We start from the raw sequence: 17,684 nt of genomic DNA, 5'->3' as shown, positions 1-17,684 counted from the left end.
TAATTAGGACTTTTGCAAGAGGTTAAATATCTAGGCTGGGAAAGATGCCCAGCCCAAGCACTTATTTACACCCAACGTCCTACAACTACTCGCACAGTTCCATCTGCTAATACTTCTTCATCCTCCACATTAAAGCCTTGTTCTTGCACCGTTGCCATCAAGGTTTTATGAGCATATTTTTGGCTGATGGAGTTAACAAACTGCTGTTGATTAATTTTTGCTCCCCAAAAGTCTGCAACTATTTCGTAATTTTCACCACTGCGGCGAAAACCTAAATCATAACCATTCTTCTGGCGAATCACATACTCGGCTTGAGTCGTATCGCCTTGATATCCGCGTACATTCGTGTTGCATTCAACTTGATAGTTTAATTCTTGCAAAACTTCATGCAGAATTTCACCGTGTTTGATTTGGACTTTGATAGTTGTGAAATGAGACATAATACCAATTTTGGATTTGAGATTTGGGACTTCGACTTCGCTCAGTCAAACGATTTTGGATTAAATAACGAGGCGTAGGAAACACGTATTTTTTCTATTTTAATCGACTTCTAAAGGGCCTATTCCTTGTTCGGTTGAATATTGTTTTAATTCTTCTACCAACAGCACATCATTGGAGGCGGTTCTAGCACCGGCTTGTGCTGCCCATTGCTTTAATGCTTCAATTTGTTCATGTGCGATCGCAGCTAATGGCACTGTCTGCGCTACAGCCTGTAAAATATCCTCTGTATTAAAGTCTCGGCGCTGTCCCTCAACTCTCGTGGAAAATGCTTGGTGCATGGCATCAACGATTACCTGCTCGATTTCCGCACCGCTAAAATTGAGACTCTGTTTAGCTAACAAAGCTAAGTTAAATTCTCGCAGCCGATTGGGGCGTAACCGTTGCAAATGCACCTTAAAAATCTCTTGGCGTTCGGCTTCTGTAGGTAGATTCAAAAAGAAAATTTCATCAAATCTTCCTTTTCGCAACAATTCGGCTGGTAATATTTTGACATTATTTGCCGTGGCGACAATAAACACGCTGGCGGTTTTCTCCTGCATCCAGGTAATCAAACTGCCAAACACGCGGCGCGATGTCCCCGAATCCCCATCAATGCTACTGGTAATATTGCCAAAGGCTTTATCAATTTCATCAATCCACAAAACGCAGGGTGCCATTGCTTCCGTTAACTGAATCATTTGGCGTACCCGGCTTTCACTTTCGCCGACAATCCCACCAAATAAACGCCCAGAATCTAATCTTAATAACGGTAAGCGCCATTCATGGGCAATTGTCTTGGCTGAAAGAGATTTTCCTGTTCCCTGAATGCCCACAAGTAACATCCCTTTGGGGTTAGGAATACCGTAGCGTCTGGCTTCTTCGGTAAAAGCATCTTGGCGCAGGGAGCAACGCGAAAAAGTGAGATCGGGGTTTAGTTCTCAATTACACCCCTATATTCTCAACAAAATCTGGTTTTTTAGTTGCGATCGCATCCTGAAACAAGCTATATACGTCCCAGATTTTAGCACCTCACAAAATCGCGTTGCTCCCTTTTACCCACAGTTAGGCGATCGCCAAGAAACACGATTGGTTAACGGTGTGCAACAGCCCATCTATGTCTACGCTTGTCACGATCCGGCTGTTGCGGCTGGGTTGACCAAAGCTATAGAAGAGTTCTTCGCTCACCCTAGCCCTGGTGCAGCGCTAAGGCAGGCGGGGGCTTTCGCTAGTAAGAAAGCTGTAGTTACTGCTTGATGGTCATTGGTCATTGGTCATCGGTCATCGGTCAAGCAGAGCGATCGCCAAGTAATCAAGAATTAAGACTTTTACAACAAAGGTAAATTTTACCTTGAGGGGAAAAGATATGGAACTCGGCTACTTCCAGAAAGATGTACTCATTGAAAAACTAGCTAAGAAATTCTACGCGATCCAAGGCTATGTAGTCCCCGAATCATATCGAATGCAATCAGCTACACATCCAGCAGAAAGAGCGTGTGTGGCTATGGCTATTTTTGCTATTCAAGAATTTGAATCCATCGAAGATGAATGTTCAGATGAGGAGGTGGAGGAAGACTCTTCAGAAACAGACAGCACAAAAAAAGTAATTACTTGGTTTGGTGAGTTTTGGAAATTTGGCGACAGAGAACAAATCAAAGAAAGAGTACAAGATTATATTATTAGCCTAAATTACCTAACTGAGACTGAATCAGATAAGTTAGGCGAGTGGACTTGGAAAGATTTTTCTAGTTTTAAAAGAATCACTAAAAAATATCCTATGCCGGAAGTAGCTGAAGCCCAAGTTGATTGGAAAAAAGTAGGAGCTTTTATTCATGAATTATTTGGGGTAAGTTTTCATAAAGACGAAGAATTAGAAGATGAGGAGGATTAAATATGAATAAAGAACAGTGGCTAACTCTTGGAGAAACACTATTTGGACAAGACAAGATGCAATGGAAGTTTAAGTGTCCATGTTGCGGTCACATTGCTTCTGTCCAAGATTACAAAAAAGCTGGCGCTCCATCTTCTGCCGCAGGATTTTCTTGTGTAGGACGATGGATGCCAGTTTGTAAAGAAGCTTTCGATGATAAGGATAAGCGCAAGATTCCTTGTAATTACGCTGGCGGCGGATTAATTAACCTTAATCCCGTTGATGTTGATGGAATTAAAGTTTTTGAATTTGGGGTTTGAGGCAGGAGATATGAAAGCCATAGTCACAGTAGTTGAAAAAATCTCATCTGAAGCTCACATTGATATTCCTGAAGGTTTAGCAGAATTAGGCATTAGACAGCACGTTGTAGATCATTACAACAGTGGCGAAATGCTTGCCTTAATGAACATTTTCCACGTTGATTTTGAATCTATCAGCGTTCACATTGGTAAAAAACCTCAAATCACTTGGCAACCTGGAAAGCCTTGGAGTTCAAAGCGTCCTTATTACTTTTGCAAACTTGGAAGATTTACTTTGACTCTGTTAACTGACACAGAGCAAAACTTGACTCGTACAGAAGTTTACTTTGGGCATCACAAGCAACTTATTTATACGTCAGAAAAAGAGATATCCAAAGAATTGGCAACAGTCGAACTCCAAAATTTCTTAAGTGGATTAGCTGTTGAACTTCAGACTTTAAGCCACATTGAATTTCCAGAACAAGTTTGAAAATAACAGGAGTTAAATATGAGACTAACAACATTAGAAGGTCAATACCAGTGCATCGTGATTGACCCTCCCTGGTTCTATCGGCTGAGAAATCAGGATAAAACTCACCGAAACCGCATTAACTACAAGCCAATGCACATACAAGAAATACTGTCATTACCTGTTCCAGACTTAAGCGATCGCAGGGGGTCAGTTCTTTGGCTTTGGTTCACCAACAATCACATGATCGAAGCAGCTCAATGCTTGCAAACATGGGGATTTGAACTCAAGACTATTTTGACTTGGGAAAAAGTTACCAAGGATAACACTAAAACACATCTAGGTGTCGGTCATTGGTTGCGGAATTCGACTGAACATTGCGCTTTGGCTGTTCGTGGGAATGTGAAGGCTTTTGCTGGACGGACACTCACAAACCAGTCAAGCATTTTACACTCACCCCGTCGTGAGCATTCACGTAAGCCCGAACAGTTTTTTGAACTTGTAGAAAAGCTGTGTCCTGATATGACCAAGCTGGAGATGTTCGCACGTTCGTCTAGAGTTGGCTGGGATTGTTGGGGTGATCAGGCGGATCTGTTTGATCAGCTTAATGCAGAAATTGATAACGATACTTCATTGAGTGCTTAATTAACGCTAATTTCGGCACTCAAAACTTGCTGAACCTTGAAAATCAAATATCAAACAATTCTAATTTTCTGACGGTGTGTCATCTGCTGTCTGATAAATAGAACGCAATTCATCCACAGTATCTGCTGTTTCTATTGCTGCCAAGATTGATTCCAGCAATCTGAAATCTTCAAGAAGCTCAATTTCAGGCAATAAGTTTTGTCCAGGTGTTCCAAATTTGAGTTTTAATCCCAAAGCTATGCCTTTTAATAAAGATTCTATTCGAGCAATTCTCTCAAAACTAGTAACGTACTGCATACGCAGTTGTGCCTCCAATTGTTCGACTTCTCTTTTAAACTCTAGTTCTAAATCCAATGGTAACGTTAGCATCCAATCAATAAAAGCCAAAAGGTTAACAACAGCCTCGCGTTCAAACCCTTGCTCATACAACCGACGTACTAAATTCAGTTTTGATTGTTTCCTTTGCGACCTATTACTGCGGGTTTGCACTGCTGCCAAATGAGCCATTACCACTGTAGCAAAGGGGTTACGACTGGCTTCTAGCTCCGACAACCTTTGTTTATAGTCTAGCAGCTTGATTACAGGAAACTGAAAATCAACCGTACAACCAAACAAATCGTACCCAAACTGCGATGGTCGCCAGTTGATGTTGTCATCCCCCAGTATCGCGCATGATGCAACAGAGCGATCGTAACGGTCAAAAATTCGATAGTTGTAGACAAACATCCGTTTAGGAAAATCGGTTTCCTCTTGACTTTGGATTTCTATATGAATCAACAGCCAAGATTCTTCGCCCCCAATGCGATAGATTTTCACCAATTTATCAATTAGTCGTTTTCCTAATTCAGCATCACGAACTACTTGCTGTAACTCTTGGTCTAGAAACTCAAAACCTCTACTCCAATCAATTTGAGCATGGGCTTGAGGAAAAAAGAATTGCATGAAGTCTTCAAAATACAACTGCAACATCTGCTTCCACGGGGAATCATATTCCGTTTGAGGTGTTTTATTAGTCATACTCAACTGTTCAATTTCAAGTTAATGAGAGAAAAGTAATCATGCCAACAAATATAGAATGGGCAGACTTAACAGATAATATCATCCGTGCCAAGCGAGGCGGTTGGTGGTGTCAAAAAATATCTGATGGGTGTAAAAATTGCTATAGCGAAAAGCTAAATCAAAATTCTTTTTTTGGTGGGAATAAGCAACCCTACTCTGGGCAACCACCAGAGCTAGTGTTAGATACAGAAGCTATTCGGAAATGGAGGTTCCAAAGGAAACCTAAAAAGCATTTCGTTTCTTCAATGACTGATGTTTTTGGTGAATGGATTCCACGTTCTTGGCAACATGAAATGTTAGATGGAATGTTCGTTGCTCCCAATCAAATATTTCAGATTCTCACCAAACGCCCAGAAATTATGCTGTCATCTATGGATGAATGGCTTTCTTGTCATGGACTAGACAAGTTACCTTTAAATATTTGGCCAGGAACTTCGATTGAGAATCGCCGCACTTTAGAAGAACGTAGTCAATTTCTTACTAAAATTCCGGCTTTAATTCGGTTCTGGTCAGTTGAACCATTGCTAGAAGATTTGGGCGATATCACTCAATACTTGAATGATGTTCAGTTAGTAATTGTTGGTGGTGAATCTGGCCCAAATTCCAGACCATGCCACATTGAATGGATTAATTCAATTGTCCAACAATGCCAACAATCGAAAACACCCGTATTTGTGAAGCAGTTGGGGGCGAATGCGAAATTTGGGGGGCAGCAATTTAAAACCCGCAACAAGAAAGGGGGAGATATTGAAGAGTTTCCCCTTCATCTGCAAGTTAGAGAATTGCCTTTGTCTATATGTGGCTAAAGCAAAACCCCTGCCTGTAGTGCGGGGGAAGAATAAACTCACAATTTTTGAGGAATGGAGAATATAACCATGATTCTAGCAGAAAACATGATGAAAGGAGGTCTAGAAAGATGAATTGGCTCTCTGACCAAAACAGTTTTCTAGCCTGGGAATCGCGTTCTAGGGACACGATAGAAGTCAAACGTTGTTATGTAGATGTGGCTGGTGGTGACTTAATCGCTGGAATTTTACTTAGTCAGATCATCTACTGGCATTTACCGGATCATGAAGGGCAACCCAGACTCAGAATTGAACGTGAGGGGCACAAGTGGCTGGCTAAAAAACGTGATGATTGGTGGAAAGAGTGCAGAATTACACCCAAGCAATTTGATACAGCTATCAAGTTATTAGAGTCCAAAAAACTAATTGTGACTGCGCTTTACAAATTTGGTAATAGTCCAACTAAACATATCCGAATCGACTGGGAGAATTTTCTTGAACTACTAAATCTTGTAGTTCAAACTCCATCATTAGCTCCTGAACATATCAAAACACAAGTAGCTTCTGGTTCTGACGAAAAGGTGAATTTCCGAAAAGGTGAAAATGGAATTGCCGAAAAAGTGAAAATGGAATTGCCGAAAAGGTTAAATTCCAATTGCCGAAAAGGTGAAAATGATCTAATAGATACAGAGATTACTTCAAAGATTACTTCAGAGATTACACACAATGCGCCCCTGGCTTCGCCACCCGCGTCCCCCACCCAAGAATGTGTGTGTGAAAAAGAAGAACTTGATTTAACAACGAAAGAAATTGAACTTGAAAAACCAACTCCAGAAGAACCAACCCTACAACAACCCACTTCGTTGTCAAAAAAATCCGAGTCTTTGCAACAAACCGATAACCCCTCAAGAGGGTCAACTATTGCGGCAGGGTCGTTCGACAAATCCGAACAAGCGAATAAACCGCAGCTAGCCTGTCCCTACAAGACAGCGCAGAACGTGAAAGAACTGATTGATGCCTGGATCACAGACCCGACTGCTTTTGCTGATGATTTTCTGCCATTGGTTGTCAGAGAAAAAATCAAGTGGAATCGCTGGGTTTTACCTTGGCACAGTGGAGAGCGAAAGCTGAATAATCGCTACCAGAATTTCAACCCGGTAGTCGTGGACTTCCTGGCTGCTGAATTAGCCACTAAGTCTAAACTCTCAGCACAACTCGAAATTACTCACGCGATCGCTGTAATGAACACCTGGGAGAAAACCAAGGGTGGGTGGACGAACCTGATGCAGCGCTATAACCAAGCATTGCAAACAGAAAAACAGCCCCTACCTCAACAGCGCACTGCTTTGGCTCAAAGAGTAAAAAACACCACTAACAGTTCGCTCGAAGATGCATTGGCACAAGACCAAATGCGCCGTCAGCAAGAGCAATCAAAGCGGGTTCCATCCAATGAGTATCAACACAGCCCACAAATGCTGGAGCTAAAGGCAAAACTTCAAGCCGCAGCTTCTTCTGCAAAAGTTTCGAGCAACACCAGATCATCTTCCACGAATTTGAGAGAAGTTGAAGCACAGTTAAAATTAGCACTAAGAGCATGACTCAGTATAGCAATCAAGACAACGTAGTTTCTTTTCACCCTGACAGGTCATTTGACAACTTGCCTCCACAAAATATCGAAGCTGAAGAAGCGATTTTGGGCGGGATTATGCTTGACCCAGAAGCAATGACTAGAGTCAGCGATCGCTTGAGCATTGAAGCCTTTTACATCAGCGCTCACTCATATATTTATCAAGCCGCAGTCCAACTTCATGCTACATACCAACCCACAGATTTGCTTTCTGTCACCGCTTGGTTGGCTGACCACAATCTGCTCAATCGCGTTGGTGGCAGGAATAAGTTAGCGACTTTAGTAGACCGCACTGTATCCGCCGTTAACATTGATGCTTTGGCTGATCTGGTGATGGAAAAATATCGACGGCGGCAGTTAATCAAAGTGGGCAATGAAATTGTCCAACTCGGTTATGAGACGCAAACTGAACTACCACTTGTCCTTGGGGAAGCTGAGGCGAAAGTTTTTGGCGTTACCCAAAATCAAAGCGATGAACGTTGCAAGGTTTTCTCAGCACAAGACATGGGCATTGAACTTTTTCAAAAGCTGGAGATGGGGAATATGGCAGGCGACAAAGTTAGTTGGTACGACTTAGAAAATATCACCGGGGGGATTTACCCCAGCAGCTTAGTTGTAGTGGCTGCTGAATCCCACATGGGCAAAACTCACTTCATGATTTCTTACGCTTACGAAATCATGACCAAACTTGGAAAACCAGTTCTGTACGTAACTCCAGAAATGGATAAGAATCAACTCAATGCCCGAATGCTGGCACGAATCACAGGCGTAGATGCTTCTATGATTCAAACCAATACTCAATGCTATTGGGAGCAAATAGCACAAGGTATAGGACAGATGGTGGAACTTCCTTGGAAAATCTATGAGCATTCTTCCCCTACAACCACAATGATTGCTTCTGCTGTGCGCCGTGCTATTGCCGAATTTGGTGGTTCTATTGGTGCTGTGTTTATTGATTACTTGCAGCAGATTCCTCTGGAGTCCGGTGGAAATATGGCTTTTGAAGTCGGCAAGATTACCCGCCAGATTCGGGATATTGCCAAGTCTCACAAAATCCCTGTTTTCTTGGGCTGTCAAATCAATCGGGGCAATCAAACAACGGCTGATAAACGCCCTAATCGTCATCTGTTACGTAATTCTGGCGAAATCTTTGAGGTTTGCGACCAGTTAATTATGCTTTACCGGGATGCCGTGTATACGAAAGACCCCAGTGATCGCACTATCGAGTTGATTGTTGAGAAAAACCGCCTTTACGGTAAGCTCGGCACTGCAACGATGTTGTGCGATTTATCTACATCGAAATTTTTGAACTTGGCGAGGTAAACGGGATGGAGTTAATTAATTCGGCGTACTACTTCCGCCATTTCGGTCACGTAAATACTCCCAAATTCTGCGGATTTCCTCTTGAAAAGCAAGGCGATCGCGCTCTGCTTGGAATAGAGAAGCCAACAATACTTCTCGATCGCGGTCAGCTTGAAGTTCAACTTCCCTTATGGCTTGGCGGTCACGTTCAGCATCTCTTTGAGCAGCACGTAATCCTTCCTGATGGAGACGCGCAATGTCAGCCAATTCTCTAATAGTACGCTCTAATCTTGCAATGGTTTGGGAGTTACCCCTTGTTTCCCGCCTGTTAGCATTTTGTACTGTCCTCAGTAAATCCAGTTCGTCACCGATCTCTTCTAGACGAGTATCAATATTATCAAACCTTGCACTGATATCTTCCGGCGGAAAAGCGTTTGTCATAATCCCTCCTTTCTCTTTCTATTCTCGCAGAAACTCACAACTACAGATATGAGTACAACTATCCAACAACTCTTCCATAAATGGGCAACTCTTGCCCCTGATGAATGTTTATCTACTGAGCGCGATTACAAGTTCAAGCTCCGAATTTTACCAGATGTTGAAAGGTGCAATTCTCTTACTGCTAGTCGCCAAATTATTACTGACAACTTAGAAACACATTTAGCCAATCGACGTGATCTTACAATTCAATTGTTGAATTTTGTGTTACTGACGATTATTCAGCACTGCGCGGCTCGACAGTCCAGTATCAGCTTCAGCTTTACAGAACTTGGAACTATCGCCACAATCTGCAACGGACTGCGTTCACAGCCACATCCACATCCAGCGATCGCAGCATTAGACGCATACATTCAATTACTGGAGTTTTAAAACCCGTGAAAGCGTTATCCGTTCGTCAGCCTTGGGCAATAAACAATTCGCAATTCGCAATTCGCAATTCGCAATTCGCAATTATTAACTAGGAGTAAAAGAAATGAATCAGAAAAATAGTATTGCTGATAGGACGAAAGCTTTGGCAATAAGAATAGTTAAAGCTTGTACTTTTTTAGATGAAAAGCCTGGAGTTTGTCGAACATTATCAAAACAGTTACTCCGAAGTGGCACTTCTATAGGTGCAAATGTTAAAGAAGCTCAATCCGCCCAATCTGATAAGGACTTTCTGAGCAAATTAGAAATTGCGCTTAAGGAAGAAAGAGAAACTGAATATTGGTTAGAAATATTAATCGAGGCAGAATTGGTTGATAAAAATAAGTTTGAATCCTTGCTTCAAGAAACTAGAGAAATGGGAAAAATCTTAGTTGCATCTACTCGAAAAGTTAAAGAGAAAATCAAGCAATGAAATTAATTGCGAATTGCGTTAGCGTAGCGGGGCGAAGCCCATTGCGAATTGCGAATTGTTTTGGTTGGGGGATGCCTGAGCAATATCACTGGAAGCTGGAGAATCCACGCGAGATTACGCCGATTCCTTACATTGGGCAACTGGGGATTTTTGAAGTGCCGGATGATTTGGTCATGGAGGTGGCTGCATGACTAAATCAGTAATAGTTGAGTTATATGCAATACCCGAAAAATTCTTAGAGAACGACCTTAAAGCCTCACAGTTTCATAGTCAAGGATGCCTCTATCCGTACCTCATTAAAGACAATCAGTGGGGGCTTGTACCGACCACCTAGAAGCACCACTGAAATCAAATATTTCAGTGGGGGGCAATGACCTAGAAGGATAATCAATTCAAAATTATTCTTATTCTTCCTAACAGAATTTTGAATTTTGAATTTCATTAAAGGTCACTAGACCGAAAAGTTTTCCAGAAGCCTTAGCACACCTTCATTTTCACTTAGGAATGCAAGGAGTCGAAATCAGCTTTTAATCTGTGTTTCAAAAACTTTTGACATCCCTTGAAGTTATAATCGTCATCACACAAATTTTCTACCTCCTGACTGAACTTCTTCCTTTATCAAATGATTAAAACTACAAAGGAGATAAATTAACATGAGCCAGAATCATAACCCACAACCTAAAAAAAATAGACCACAACCTCCTAAAACAATAGGAAAACCACCTAAGACCGAATTCATTAACTCCGAACAACAGCCAACAGTATCAGAATTATCAGATCGTAATTGATCAAAAACTTATGATGCCAAACCTCAAAAAACTAGTTGGTGAAGATATCTATCTTTAAGAAATTCAACTTACAGACACTGAAGCTCAATCTATTAATGGTGGTTCACCAACTTTACCACTGCCACCACCTAGTAGTAGATTTTCATTATTTTCTCTTAACTGGGTAGCAATCCAGCCCCAACCTCTCCCTCCTGGAGTTTCTTGGGAGCAACACGAAAAAGTTAGCTCATCGTAATAATGAGCTTTCTTAGGCAGAGAGAGCAGGGGGAGTAAAGAGAAATTTTTAGTAAATTTTACTACCGCAATCCCCCTGAATACACTGTTTTCTTTCTCTCCTCTGCCTCAAAAGCCTCAAGAGCTTACCCACCTGACAAAATCACATTGCTCCCAAATATCAAATATTCTGCTACTTACTGTGCCTCAATGCGGCCTGTCTACTGAGGAAGAAAGTTGATGGTGTCTGCGTCCGTCTTGCCGCTAAATTTACCAGTCATACTCTGAGAAAGTTGCCATTGCTTACCAAAAGGATTTGCATTGAGCAAAACAGATACGAGATGCTAAAAAATAGCACCCCGTAAACCTTACCACTTGGCGACTCGAATCACGCTAACTCCGATTAAACAACCACAAAATTGTTTTCGGTTAGTGACAATCCACCAGATAATTGTGCAAATTTTACCTGAGTAAACCCAGACGCACTGCCATCAAGATCAAAGAACAATCCACCTGTAGCGCTGTTGTAGATAAATCGCTCTTGGTTAGTGGTTGCAGATGTTCCAATGGTAAACTGAGTAGCTTTGAGTGAACCTGATGATAATCCGCCACCAAAACCAGCAGCCGACACCTGAATTAGTTCATTAGTCGCCTTGAAGTCATCAAGTCTATCAATGCCTTCATTGAAACTATTGAAAGCAAAGGTGTCAGTACCAGATCCTCCAATTAGGCTATCATTACCTTTGCCACCTGTGAGGGTATCATTACCTTTGCCACCTGTGAGGGTATCATTGCCATTGCTGCCCACAATCAAGTCATCGAAATTTGTACCTGAGATATCTAATTGTTCGATATTTTTGTAGCTAATCCGATTCGTGCCATCCGTAATTGAGCCAGAGTTAGTAGTAGCATTGAATATCGAAGTGATTCTCTTGGTAGAATTATAATAGTTGCCGAACGACAATAAATCGTCACCTATTCCCCCATCGATCGTATCATTGCCACCATAGGCCCCGGAGACCGTATCGTTGCCATTGCTCCCCACAATCAAGTCATCGTATTTTGTACCTGAGATATCTAATCGTTCAATATTTTTGTAGCTAACCCGATTCGTACTATCTGTAATTGAGCCAATGCTAGTAGTAGCATTGAATGTCGAAGTGATTCCCTTCGTAGAACTATTATTCTGAAACAACAAGAAATCGTTACCTATTCCCCCATCTATTGTATCATTGCCACCATCGCCCTCGGAGAGCGTATCGTTACCATTGCTCCCCACAATCAAGTCATCGTATTTTGTACCTCTGATATATAATCGTTCAATATTTTTGTAGCTAACCCGATGCGTGCCATCCGTAATTAAGCCAGAGTTAGTAGTAGCATTGAATGTTGAAGTGATTCCCTTGGTATAATTGCCATAATAGCCAAAATAGGACAAGAAATCGTTACCTATTCCCCCATCTATTGTATCATTGCCAGTAATGCTTGCATTTATCGTATCGTTGCCATCGCCTCCAGAGAGCATATTATTGCCTGTTGAGGAGTAAACATCCAAGCGATCATCACCAGCACCACCGTTGAGGGTATTATTGCCATTCGTGGGTGTATCGTATCTGCCGTCAAAGCCAGTGGCCGAAAGAGTATCATTGCCATCGCCCCCTAAGAGTAGGTTATCGCCTGATGAATAGCTAGCATCCAAGTAATCGTCACCAGCACCACCGTTGAGGGTATTATTGCCTAAAGAGGGATCGGTGCGGGCAGATACAAAGTTTGGGAGGTAGAACGACGAGTTGCCAGAGGTCGAAAGATCATCATTGCCATCGCCACCATTAAGTAGGTTATCGCCTGTTGAAGCTATAGCACTCAAGCGATCATTACCAACGCCTCCAGAGAGTAAGTTATTGCCTGTTGAAAAGTCAACATTGAGAATATCATCACCAGCGTCACCAACGAGGGTGTTATTCCCCGCATCACCAACGAGGGTATCACTCCCCGCACCACCAATGAGGGTATCATTCCCCGCACCACCCCGCAGCAAGTCGTTGCCACTTAAGCCGTTGATTTTGTCATTACCCCCCTGACCATTCACCACATCATCTGAGTTGTTTAAACCTGTAATGTTATTGTCAAGGTCATTGAGGAAAGTCACCCTGTTCTTGATGCCGATGCTCGTTTCAGTGGAGTTGGCATCCAGGACATTAAAGCTTTCGGTTATGCTAGTTTGCCCATCAAATAGGATATTACCAACAGCTGGTTTTGCACCAGTTGCTTTCAGATTCTGGAAGTTTTCTAATTTGAAGTTTTGGAGGATGACTTTGACATCAGGCACGCTTGCAAAATAAATACCAGGCATCTCTTCAAAGGTGATTTCTAAATTCTTGCCATTCTGGGTCAGCAGCAGATTTCGAGCAGTCAATCCATCCCCTTGGAATTTAATGGTATCCACTTCGGCAATTACTGCTGCTGTTGGGCTTATTCCTTTACCTACCCCACCGAAATCGGTGATAGTATCAGTACCGTCGGTGAAGAAATTGTAATCGTCTATTTTGTAAACAAATTGATCGTTTCCGCCTCCACCAGTCAGGGTGTCGTTGCCCTGTTTACCTGTAATGGTATCGTTCCCTGCAAGACCCTTAATTGTGTCTGCGCTGTTAGTGCCCAGTAGGGTATCATTCCCCTTGGTTCCAATAATATCTGCCATGATTTTTACCTACCTAAATCGATTTTTTCAGTAACTTCGGTTCTCAACCTTGAGTTTAGTGTTGTTTTTGAGCATAAAAATTCACCGAAATTTGACCTTTTCGGCATACTTTACACGCCACCCTTGAAGAAACAGTAATATTTCCTGAAGATTCACTTTATGAAAAGTCTTGTACATAGTCAGCTATTCTCCGCAGGTGTCTAGATTGAAAATAGAGAACATCTGAATAGGAATAGGTAGCCTCAAAATAATTACATAGTCAGTCAATATTTTACTTAGATGTTTATATTTAAATAAACGTCTTTACACATTCTTTACATTATTTGCCTATAAATGTATATACAAATACTGAACTTTATCTCTTCTTCATATTGTTTTATTTTCTAGGCAATAATTTCCAGAAAGTAGTAGGCAAATATTTAAATAAGTGATACAAAATACATATTTGAATAGTGCGATCGCTGCGGTTCTTGCTAGCCTACGCCTAGCAATATCTGGCGTTGCATAATAGAGGGATGAGTTGAGGTCATCTACTGTGCATTGTCCATACTGCGAGTCCACCAGGGTTAGAAAAAATGGTAAGCGTCGAGGTAAACGCTCATCACATTTGTGTTGATTGTGGTCGCCAATTTATAGATGTCTACAATCCACCGAAAGGGTATCCAGATGAAGTCAAAACAATTTCATTATTCACGCATTATCAATTTCATTATTGCAATCAGTAGGGGTTCCTATTCTTTCCTGGGTACTGCATGAAGCTTGTTGTTAATTTAAACTAAATTTGATTTACAACAGCTTTCAAACGCTTTAAGCGCTGATTCTGTTCTGACCACTTTTTACAAGCATCTTTAACGATTTTTATCTCTGAAGGCGATAAATGTTCATCCCCTTGCCCAGAAGCTATAATTTTAGCTGCTATAACTGCTTTCTCATACTCCACACCGTACTTAACTAGTTCTGTGCAAAATATTTTTTCTCTTTCTTCTATTGATGTAAAATAACTACTTGGCATTGTTCAACAGATAATATAAGTCTTATTTTGAAACTACATCAACAAAAATAAGTTTCCGTTTCAAATCCTACGAATTCTATAAATTTATGACTTCTACCTAGAGATACTTAAATAAAGCTCGTTAATTTGCATCCATAGGGATAAGACGCTGTGAGGGTTTGAGAGCATCAGGCAACAAAAATATTAAAATATAATTAAATATTTTTCAAAGTAAGCGAGAAACAAACAAGTGGTTGTATTCAGGTAAGGAGTTGCCTCTGGTTATTCCTGAACAAATGCTTACCTCTACAAACCAGAATTAAGAATTTTAGATATCGTAATACACACTTGACGCTTCAATACTGTTCGGTTAAGCATTTTTAACTTGAAATTGGGCTTGGGGAAAAGGTTAAGGGGTAAAGGTTAAAAGTTTTTCTTTTCCCTTTTCCCCTTCCCCTTTCCCCTTTAACCGAAAGGTATTGCTTGACGCTTCATCTTACTGTTGCGATTATGTCTTCCACAGTCCACAAGACCTCTTGCAACAATTACAAGCTGTAGAAACCCTTTTATGAAGGGCAGTGGCAAAGGCGGGTCTATTCCTTAAGGGCGGTGATTCTCACAAAAATACTCTACTGAGTTATTCACATCAATAGAGTATATAAATTTACTACAATCATCTCTTACCAGCATTCAGTTTATACTTGGGCAACTCTTTATACCTCTGTACAAGTACTGCAAATCTTGCCTACAGCGATCGCATGAAACGCTACATAAGAGCAATCACTCCAAAATCTACTCTCATCACTGCCGCTATCTCCTGATATCGACAGCATAGGTCATATTCGTGCATTGCTTCTGGTACTGCTCAAGGACTGCGATCGCTACCCAAGAGACAATCAACTTCTCATTTTCGCCTTTGTATGCAGAGGAGAAAAATGGTCAGTTTTGAGTAACTATCCTCTGAAGGAGTGATTGAGGGGGCTACAGCGCTCAAGTTATATTAACGCCAAATGAAGCTGGCTCAAGTCAACCCCTTCGGGGAATTCAAAATTCAAAATTATCAATTCAAAATTAAAGACAATCAGTGGGGGCTTGAAACCCGCCACTGATTGTGATAATTAATTCAAAATTATTCTATTCTTCATTTTGAATTTTGAATTTTAAATTTTGAATTCAAAAAATGGTCACCCAAAAGCAATCTCAAAACAGACAAACTTGACGGCAAAATGTCTCGGATTCCCTAATAACTTACTGTATTCTGGAATATCCGTTCTTTGTGAAGAGCCAAATGATTTCTATAGATATGCAACGACTCATCAAAAAAACTTCTAACCCAGTTCGCAAGAAAATAGAAGTAACCCCGCCACCGACTGAATCCATTGAGATGCCTGAAAGTCAAAATATTCCTGAACCAGTGATTGAACCCAATCCACTTGTGTACATTGAAGACTACGTTTCCGAATCCGAATACATTTCTGAACACTATCGCCCCCTACGCTCTGTTGGCAACTCTGGGTGGCAACCATCTGATGTGTGGCGCGAGTTGAGGGTTGATGATTTCTGCGGGTAAATTAAGCTCTAACTGAATAAGAATTAATATATCATGCTAAATTACCTTCAAAAAAGCCATGAAAGCCTTACTAGACAAGAAAAATAAACTTTAACTAGTTATTTATGGGTTTAGCGCTGATTCGGGCTTTTGAGCTTTATTTTCTAGCCTAGTTTTGATATCTAACTAATAATTTGGCATAACAGATACTGAAGAACCAAAATTATTAAACCTTAAGTAAGCTAGAAAATTTTCTAGATGTATTAAGGTTTTGTCAAGTTATAGAGTTAAATATAGTGCTTGAATGAAAGTCTATATCCAGAGTAGTTAGTCAATTTCACCTTTGGGTAAAGAGTAAATGAATATTAAATCCAATTGTATGAAGATAAGGTTTACTAAATTCAATTGGCAATACTTGCTAATTATACGCCTCTTGCAAGGCTCACTCCGATTGCGCTTTGCTTAATAATATTTACAAAAATACAAGCTCGTTTCAAATGTTCTAAAGTTCATATAAATGATTTATCAGTGAAGTTTTGGGCTACAAGTAAATACTCTTGGGAGGCATGTGCTAAAAATAGTTTTACGGCAAGTATGCTGTGGTTAACATCTATATATTTGTTAAGTATTGCACAAGGCATTTAAAGTCTAGATAATTCATTAAATTTGGTTAATATAGCAAGTCATGAACAAAAAATGGGCTATCAAACGAATCACAATAAATCTTGCATCTGCTGAAAACGAAAAACTTGAAAAATATTGTGCAAACACAGGTAGACCTGCAACTGATGTGATTCGGGAGTTGATTCGCTCTCTCTCCATAACCGAGTTGTCAGCGTCTGAACAGACTACACCTACGCTAAAATATGATGTTCCCATTCTGAAATAGCGGCAATTGAATTACTTGGTTTTGTTTGGCGTTATCAAGGTTAGACAAGGAAATGCCCAGCAACCTAATACTGCGATTCTCCAGTGAAATCGACTCAAACAGCGCTTTGGCTATCTCAAAAATCGTAGAGAGTTCACTCATAGGAGCAAGTATTGGAGCATGGCGAAGATTTGGTGGATTGGTCAGCATTTGAAATGCTGGCTGTTCTTTGGGGGTTATCCTTCTCTGGTTCTGGCATAAACCCGAAATAAATCCCTAGCCTTCTCCTTTGGAGACGCTACGCGAACGTGGGTGGATCGTGGGCGTAGTCGATTATTCGTTTGTAATTTGGCTGGAGATTTATTTTTATGGATCTCCCCTACTGGGGCGGTTGATGCCTCTGTTGAGTAATGGTTTCCTGTAATCTTTATACTTTATTTGTGGAATAGGTTCATAGTAAGCTGAATGAGCAAGTGCCTTGAAAGTACGTGTTCTTGGGACAAATGACATCATTAACTAATCCAGAAAAAGACCGATATAATCGGGAGCAATGCGATTTTGTGAGGTAGGCAAGCTCTTGAGGCAGGGGAGGCAGGGGAGGCAGGGGGAGAGAAAGAAATTAAGTATACTTCAGGGTATGTCGGTAGCAAAAATTACTACTTTCTCTCTTTACTCCCCCTGCTTCCCCTGCTCCCCCTGCCC

19 protein-coding genes and 2 pseudogenes are annotated in these 17,684 nt (G+C 41.0%); 14 read left to right on the top strand and 7 right to left on the bottom strand.

Annotated features, from left to right (window positions below; translation table 11 throughout):
* Window positions 1-65: 65 nt before the first annotated feature.
* Both CDC33_RS33670 and CDC33_RS33665 read right to left on the bottom strand, forming a co-directional pair.
* Window positions 66-440, bottom strand: coding sequence for a DUF1257 domain-containing protein (locus tag CDC33_RS33670; RefSeq protein WP_094333579.1), 375 nt, complete (start codon window positions 438-440; stop codon window positions 66-68).
* A gap of 99 nt (window positions 441-539) precedes the next feature.
* Window positions 540-1,379, bottom strand: a pseudogene (locus CDC33_RS33665) (AAA family ATPase); the annotation flags it as partial.
* A 19-nt stretch (window positions 1,380-1,398) separates the two neighbouring features.
* Here CDC33_RS33665 and CDC33_RS33660 point away from each other — a divergent pair.
* The 5 genes from CDC33_RS33660 (at window position 1,399) to CDC33_RS33640 (ending at window position 3,760) form a co-directional block, all read left to right on the top strand.
* Window positions 1,399-1,734: a hypothetical protein gene (locus CDC33_RS33660; protein WP_109012977.1), complete on the top strand. Its 336-nt coding sequence runs from the start codon at window positions 1,399-1,401 to the stop codon at window positions 1,732-1,734.
* Between the two features lie 109 nt (window positions 1,735-1,843).
* Window positions 1,844-2,368 (top strand): hypothetical protein, encoded by a 525-nt coding sequence (locus CDC33_RS33655; protein ID WP_109012976.1) that lies wholly within the window; start codon window positions 1,844-1,846, stop codon window positions 2,366-2,368.
* A 2-nt stretch (window positions 2,369-2,370) separates the two neighbouring features.
* The gene (locus CDC33_RS33650) at window positions 2,371-2,667 is read left to right on the top strand and encodes a VVA0879 family protein (protein ID WP_109012975.1); all 297 of its coding nucleotides are present in this window, start codon (window positions 2,371-2,373) and stop codon (window positions 2,665-2,667) included.
* A gap of 10 nt (window positions 2,668-2,677) precedes the next feature.
* Complete coding sequence (locus CDC33_RS33645; RefSeq protein WP_181374368.1) at window positions 2,678-3,136, top strand: hypothetical protein; 459 nt, start codon at window positions 2,678-2,680, stop codon at window positions 3,134-3,136.
* 18 nt (window positions 3,137-3,154) lie between these two features.
* A complete protein-coding gene (locus CDC33_RS33640) occupies window positions 3,155-3,760 on the top strand; it encodes an MT-A70 family methyltransferase (protein WP_109012973.1) in 606 nt (201 codons plus the stop codon).
* A gap of 60 nt (window positions 3,761-3,820) precedes the next feature.
* Here the strand turns inward: CDC33_RS33640 and CDC33_RS33635 are convergent, their stop codons facing one another.
* Entirely contained in the window at window positions 3,821-4,777 is a 957-nt protein-coding gene (locus CDC33_RS33635) for an RpnC/YadD family protein (RefSeq protein WP_109012972.1), read from the bottom strand.
* 41 nt (window positions 4,778-4,818) lie between these two features.
* On the opposite strand from CDC33_RS33635, the gene CDC33_RS33630 reads away from it, so the two are divergent.
* The 3 genes from CDC33_RS33630 (at window position 4,819) to CDC33_RS33620 (ending at window position 8,554) form a co-directional block, all read left to right on the top strand.
* Window positions 4,819-5,625 (top strand): DUF5131 family protein, encoded by an 807-nt coding sequence (locus CDC33_RS33630; RefSeq protein WP_109012971.1) that lies wholly within the window; start codon window positions 4,819-4,821, stop codon window positions 5,623-5,625.
* Between the two features lie 110 nt (window positions 5,626-5,735).
* A complete protein-coding gene (locus tag CDC33_RS40845) occupies window positions 5,736-7,202 on the top strand; it encodes a hypothetical protein (protein WP_244919485.1) in 1,467 nt (488 codons plus the stop codon).
* Window positions 7,199-8,554, top strand: coding sequence for a replicative DNA helicase (locus CDC33_RS33620; RefSeq protein WP_109012970.1), 1,356 nt, complete (start codon window positions 7,199-7,201; stop codon window positions 8,552-8,554). The genes CDC33_RS40845 and CDC33_RS33620 overlap by 4 nt, the downstream gene beginning before the upstream one ends.
* A gap of 15 nt (window positions 8,555-8,569) precedes the next feature.
* Here the strand turns inward: CDC33_RS33620 and CDC33_RS33615 are convergent, their stop codons facing one another.
* Window positions 8,570-8,974 (bottom strand): hypothetical protein, encoded by a 405-nt coding sequence (locus CDC33_RS33615; RefSeq protein ID WP_181374299.1) that lies wholly within the window; start codon window positions 8,972-8,974, stop codon window positions 8,570-8,572.
* Between the two features lie 48 nt (window positions 8,975-9,022).
* Between CDC33_RS33615 and CDC33_RS33610 the strand changes: the two genes are divergently transcribed.
* From CDC33_RS33610 to CDC33_RS39465, 3 genes are all read left to right on the top strand, one after another.
* Window positions 9,023-9,403, top strand: a complete 381-nt coding sequence (locus CDC33_RS33610; protein WP_109012969.1) for a hypothetical protein — start codon at window positions 9,023-9,025, stop codon at window positions 9,401-9,403.
* A gap of 103 nt (window positions 9,404-9,506) precedes the next feature.
* Window positions 9,507-9,872 carry a four helix bundle protein gene (locus tag CDC33_RS33605; RefSeq protein ID WP_109012968.1) on the top strand — a complete coding sequence of 122 codons (366 nt, stop codon included), beginning with the start codon at window positions 9,507-9,509 and terminating at the stop codon, window positions 9,870-9,872.
* Between the two features lie 41 nt (window positions 9,873-9,913).
* The gene (locus tag CDC33_RS39465; protein ID WP_181374367.1) at window positions 9,914-10,063 is read left to right on the top strand and encodes a hypothetical protein; all 150 of its coding nucleotides are present in this window, start codon (window positions 9,914-9,916) and stop codon (window positions 10,061-10,063) included.
* 1,213 nt (window positions 10,064-11,276) lie between these two features.
* Here the strand turns inward: CDC33_RS39465 and CDC33_RS33595 are convergent.
* Complete coding sequence (locus tag CDC33_RS33595) at window positions 11,277-13,574, bottom strand: calcium-binding protein (protein WP_109012966.1); 2,298 nt, start codon at window positions 13,572-13,574, stop codon at window positions 11,277-11,279.
* Window positions 13,575-14,109: 535 nt separating this feature from the next.
* Between CDC33_RS33595 and CDC33_RS33590 the strand changes: the two are divergent.
* Window positions 14,110-14,251 (top strand): annotated as a pseudogene (locus tag CDC33_RS33590) (IS1/IS1595 family N-terminal zinc-binding domain-containing protein); the annotation flags it as partial.
* A gap of 98 nt (window positions 14,252-14,349) precedes the next feature.
* Here the strand turns inward: CDC33_RS33590 and CDC33_RS33585 are convergent.
* The gene (locus tag CDC33_RS33585) at window positions 14,350-14,586 is read right to left on the bottom strand and encodes a hypothetical protein (RefSeq protein WP_109012965.1); all 237 of its coding nucleotides are present in this window, start codon (window positions 14,584-14,586) and stop codon (window positions 14,350-14,352) included.
* 1,267 nt (window positions 14,587-15,853) lie between these two features.
* Between CDC33_RS33585 and CDC33_RS33580 the strand changes: the two genes are divergently transcribed.
* Window positions 15,854-16,135: a hypothetical protein gene (locus tag CDC33_RS33580; RefSeq protein ID WP_109012964.1), complete on the top strand. Its 282-nt coding sequence runs from the start codon at window positions 15,854-15,856 to the stop codon at window positions 16,133-16,135.
* 664 nt (window positions 16,136-16,799) lie between these two features.
* Complete coding sequence (locus CDC33_RS33575; protein WP_109012963.1) at window positions 16,800-17,003, top strand: ribbon-helix-helix domain-containing protein; 204 nt, start codon at window positions 16,800-16,802, stop codon at window positions 17,001-17,003.
* Here CDC33_RS33575 and CDC33_RS33570 read toward each other — a convergent pair.
* Complete coding sequence (locus tag CDC33_RS33570; RefSeq protein ID WP_109012962.1) at window positions 16,974-17,192, bottom strand: DinB/UmuC family translesion DNA polymerase; 219 nt, start codon at window positions 17,190-17,192, stop codon at window positions 16,974-16,976. The two genes, CDC33_RS33575 and CDC33_RS33570, sit on opposite strands and share 30 nt — an antisense overlap.
* Window positions 17,193-17,684: the final 492 nt, after the last annotated feature.

Source organism: Nostoc commune NIES-4072 (assembly GCF_003113895.1).
Lineage (GTDB): Bacteria > Cyanobacteriota > Cyanobacteriia > Cyanobacteriales > Nostocaceae > Nostoc > Nostoc commune.
The sequence above is the reverse complement of the archived record's forward strand: the minus strand, read 5'-3'. Positions and strand labels throughout refer to the sequence as shown.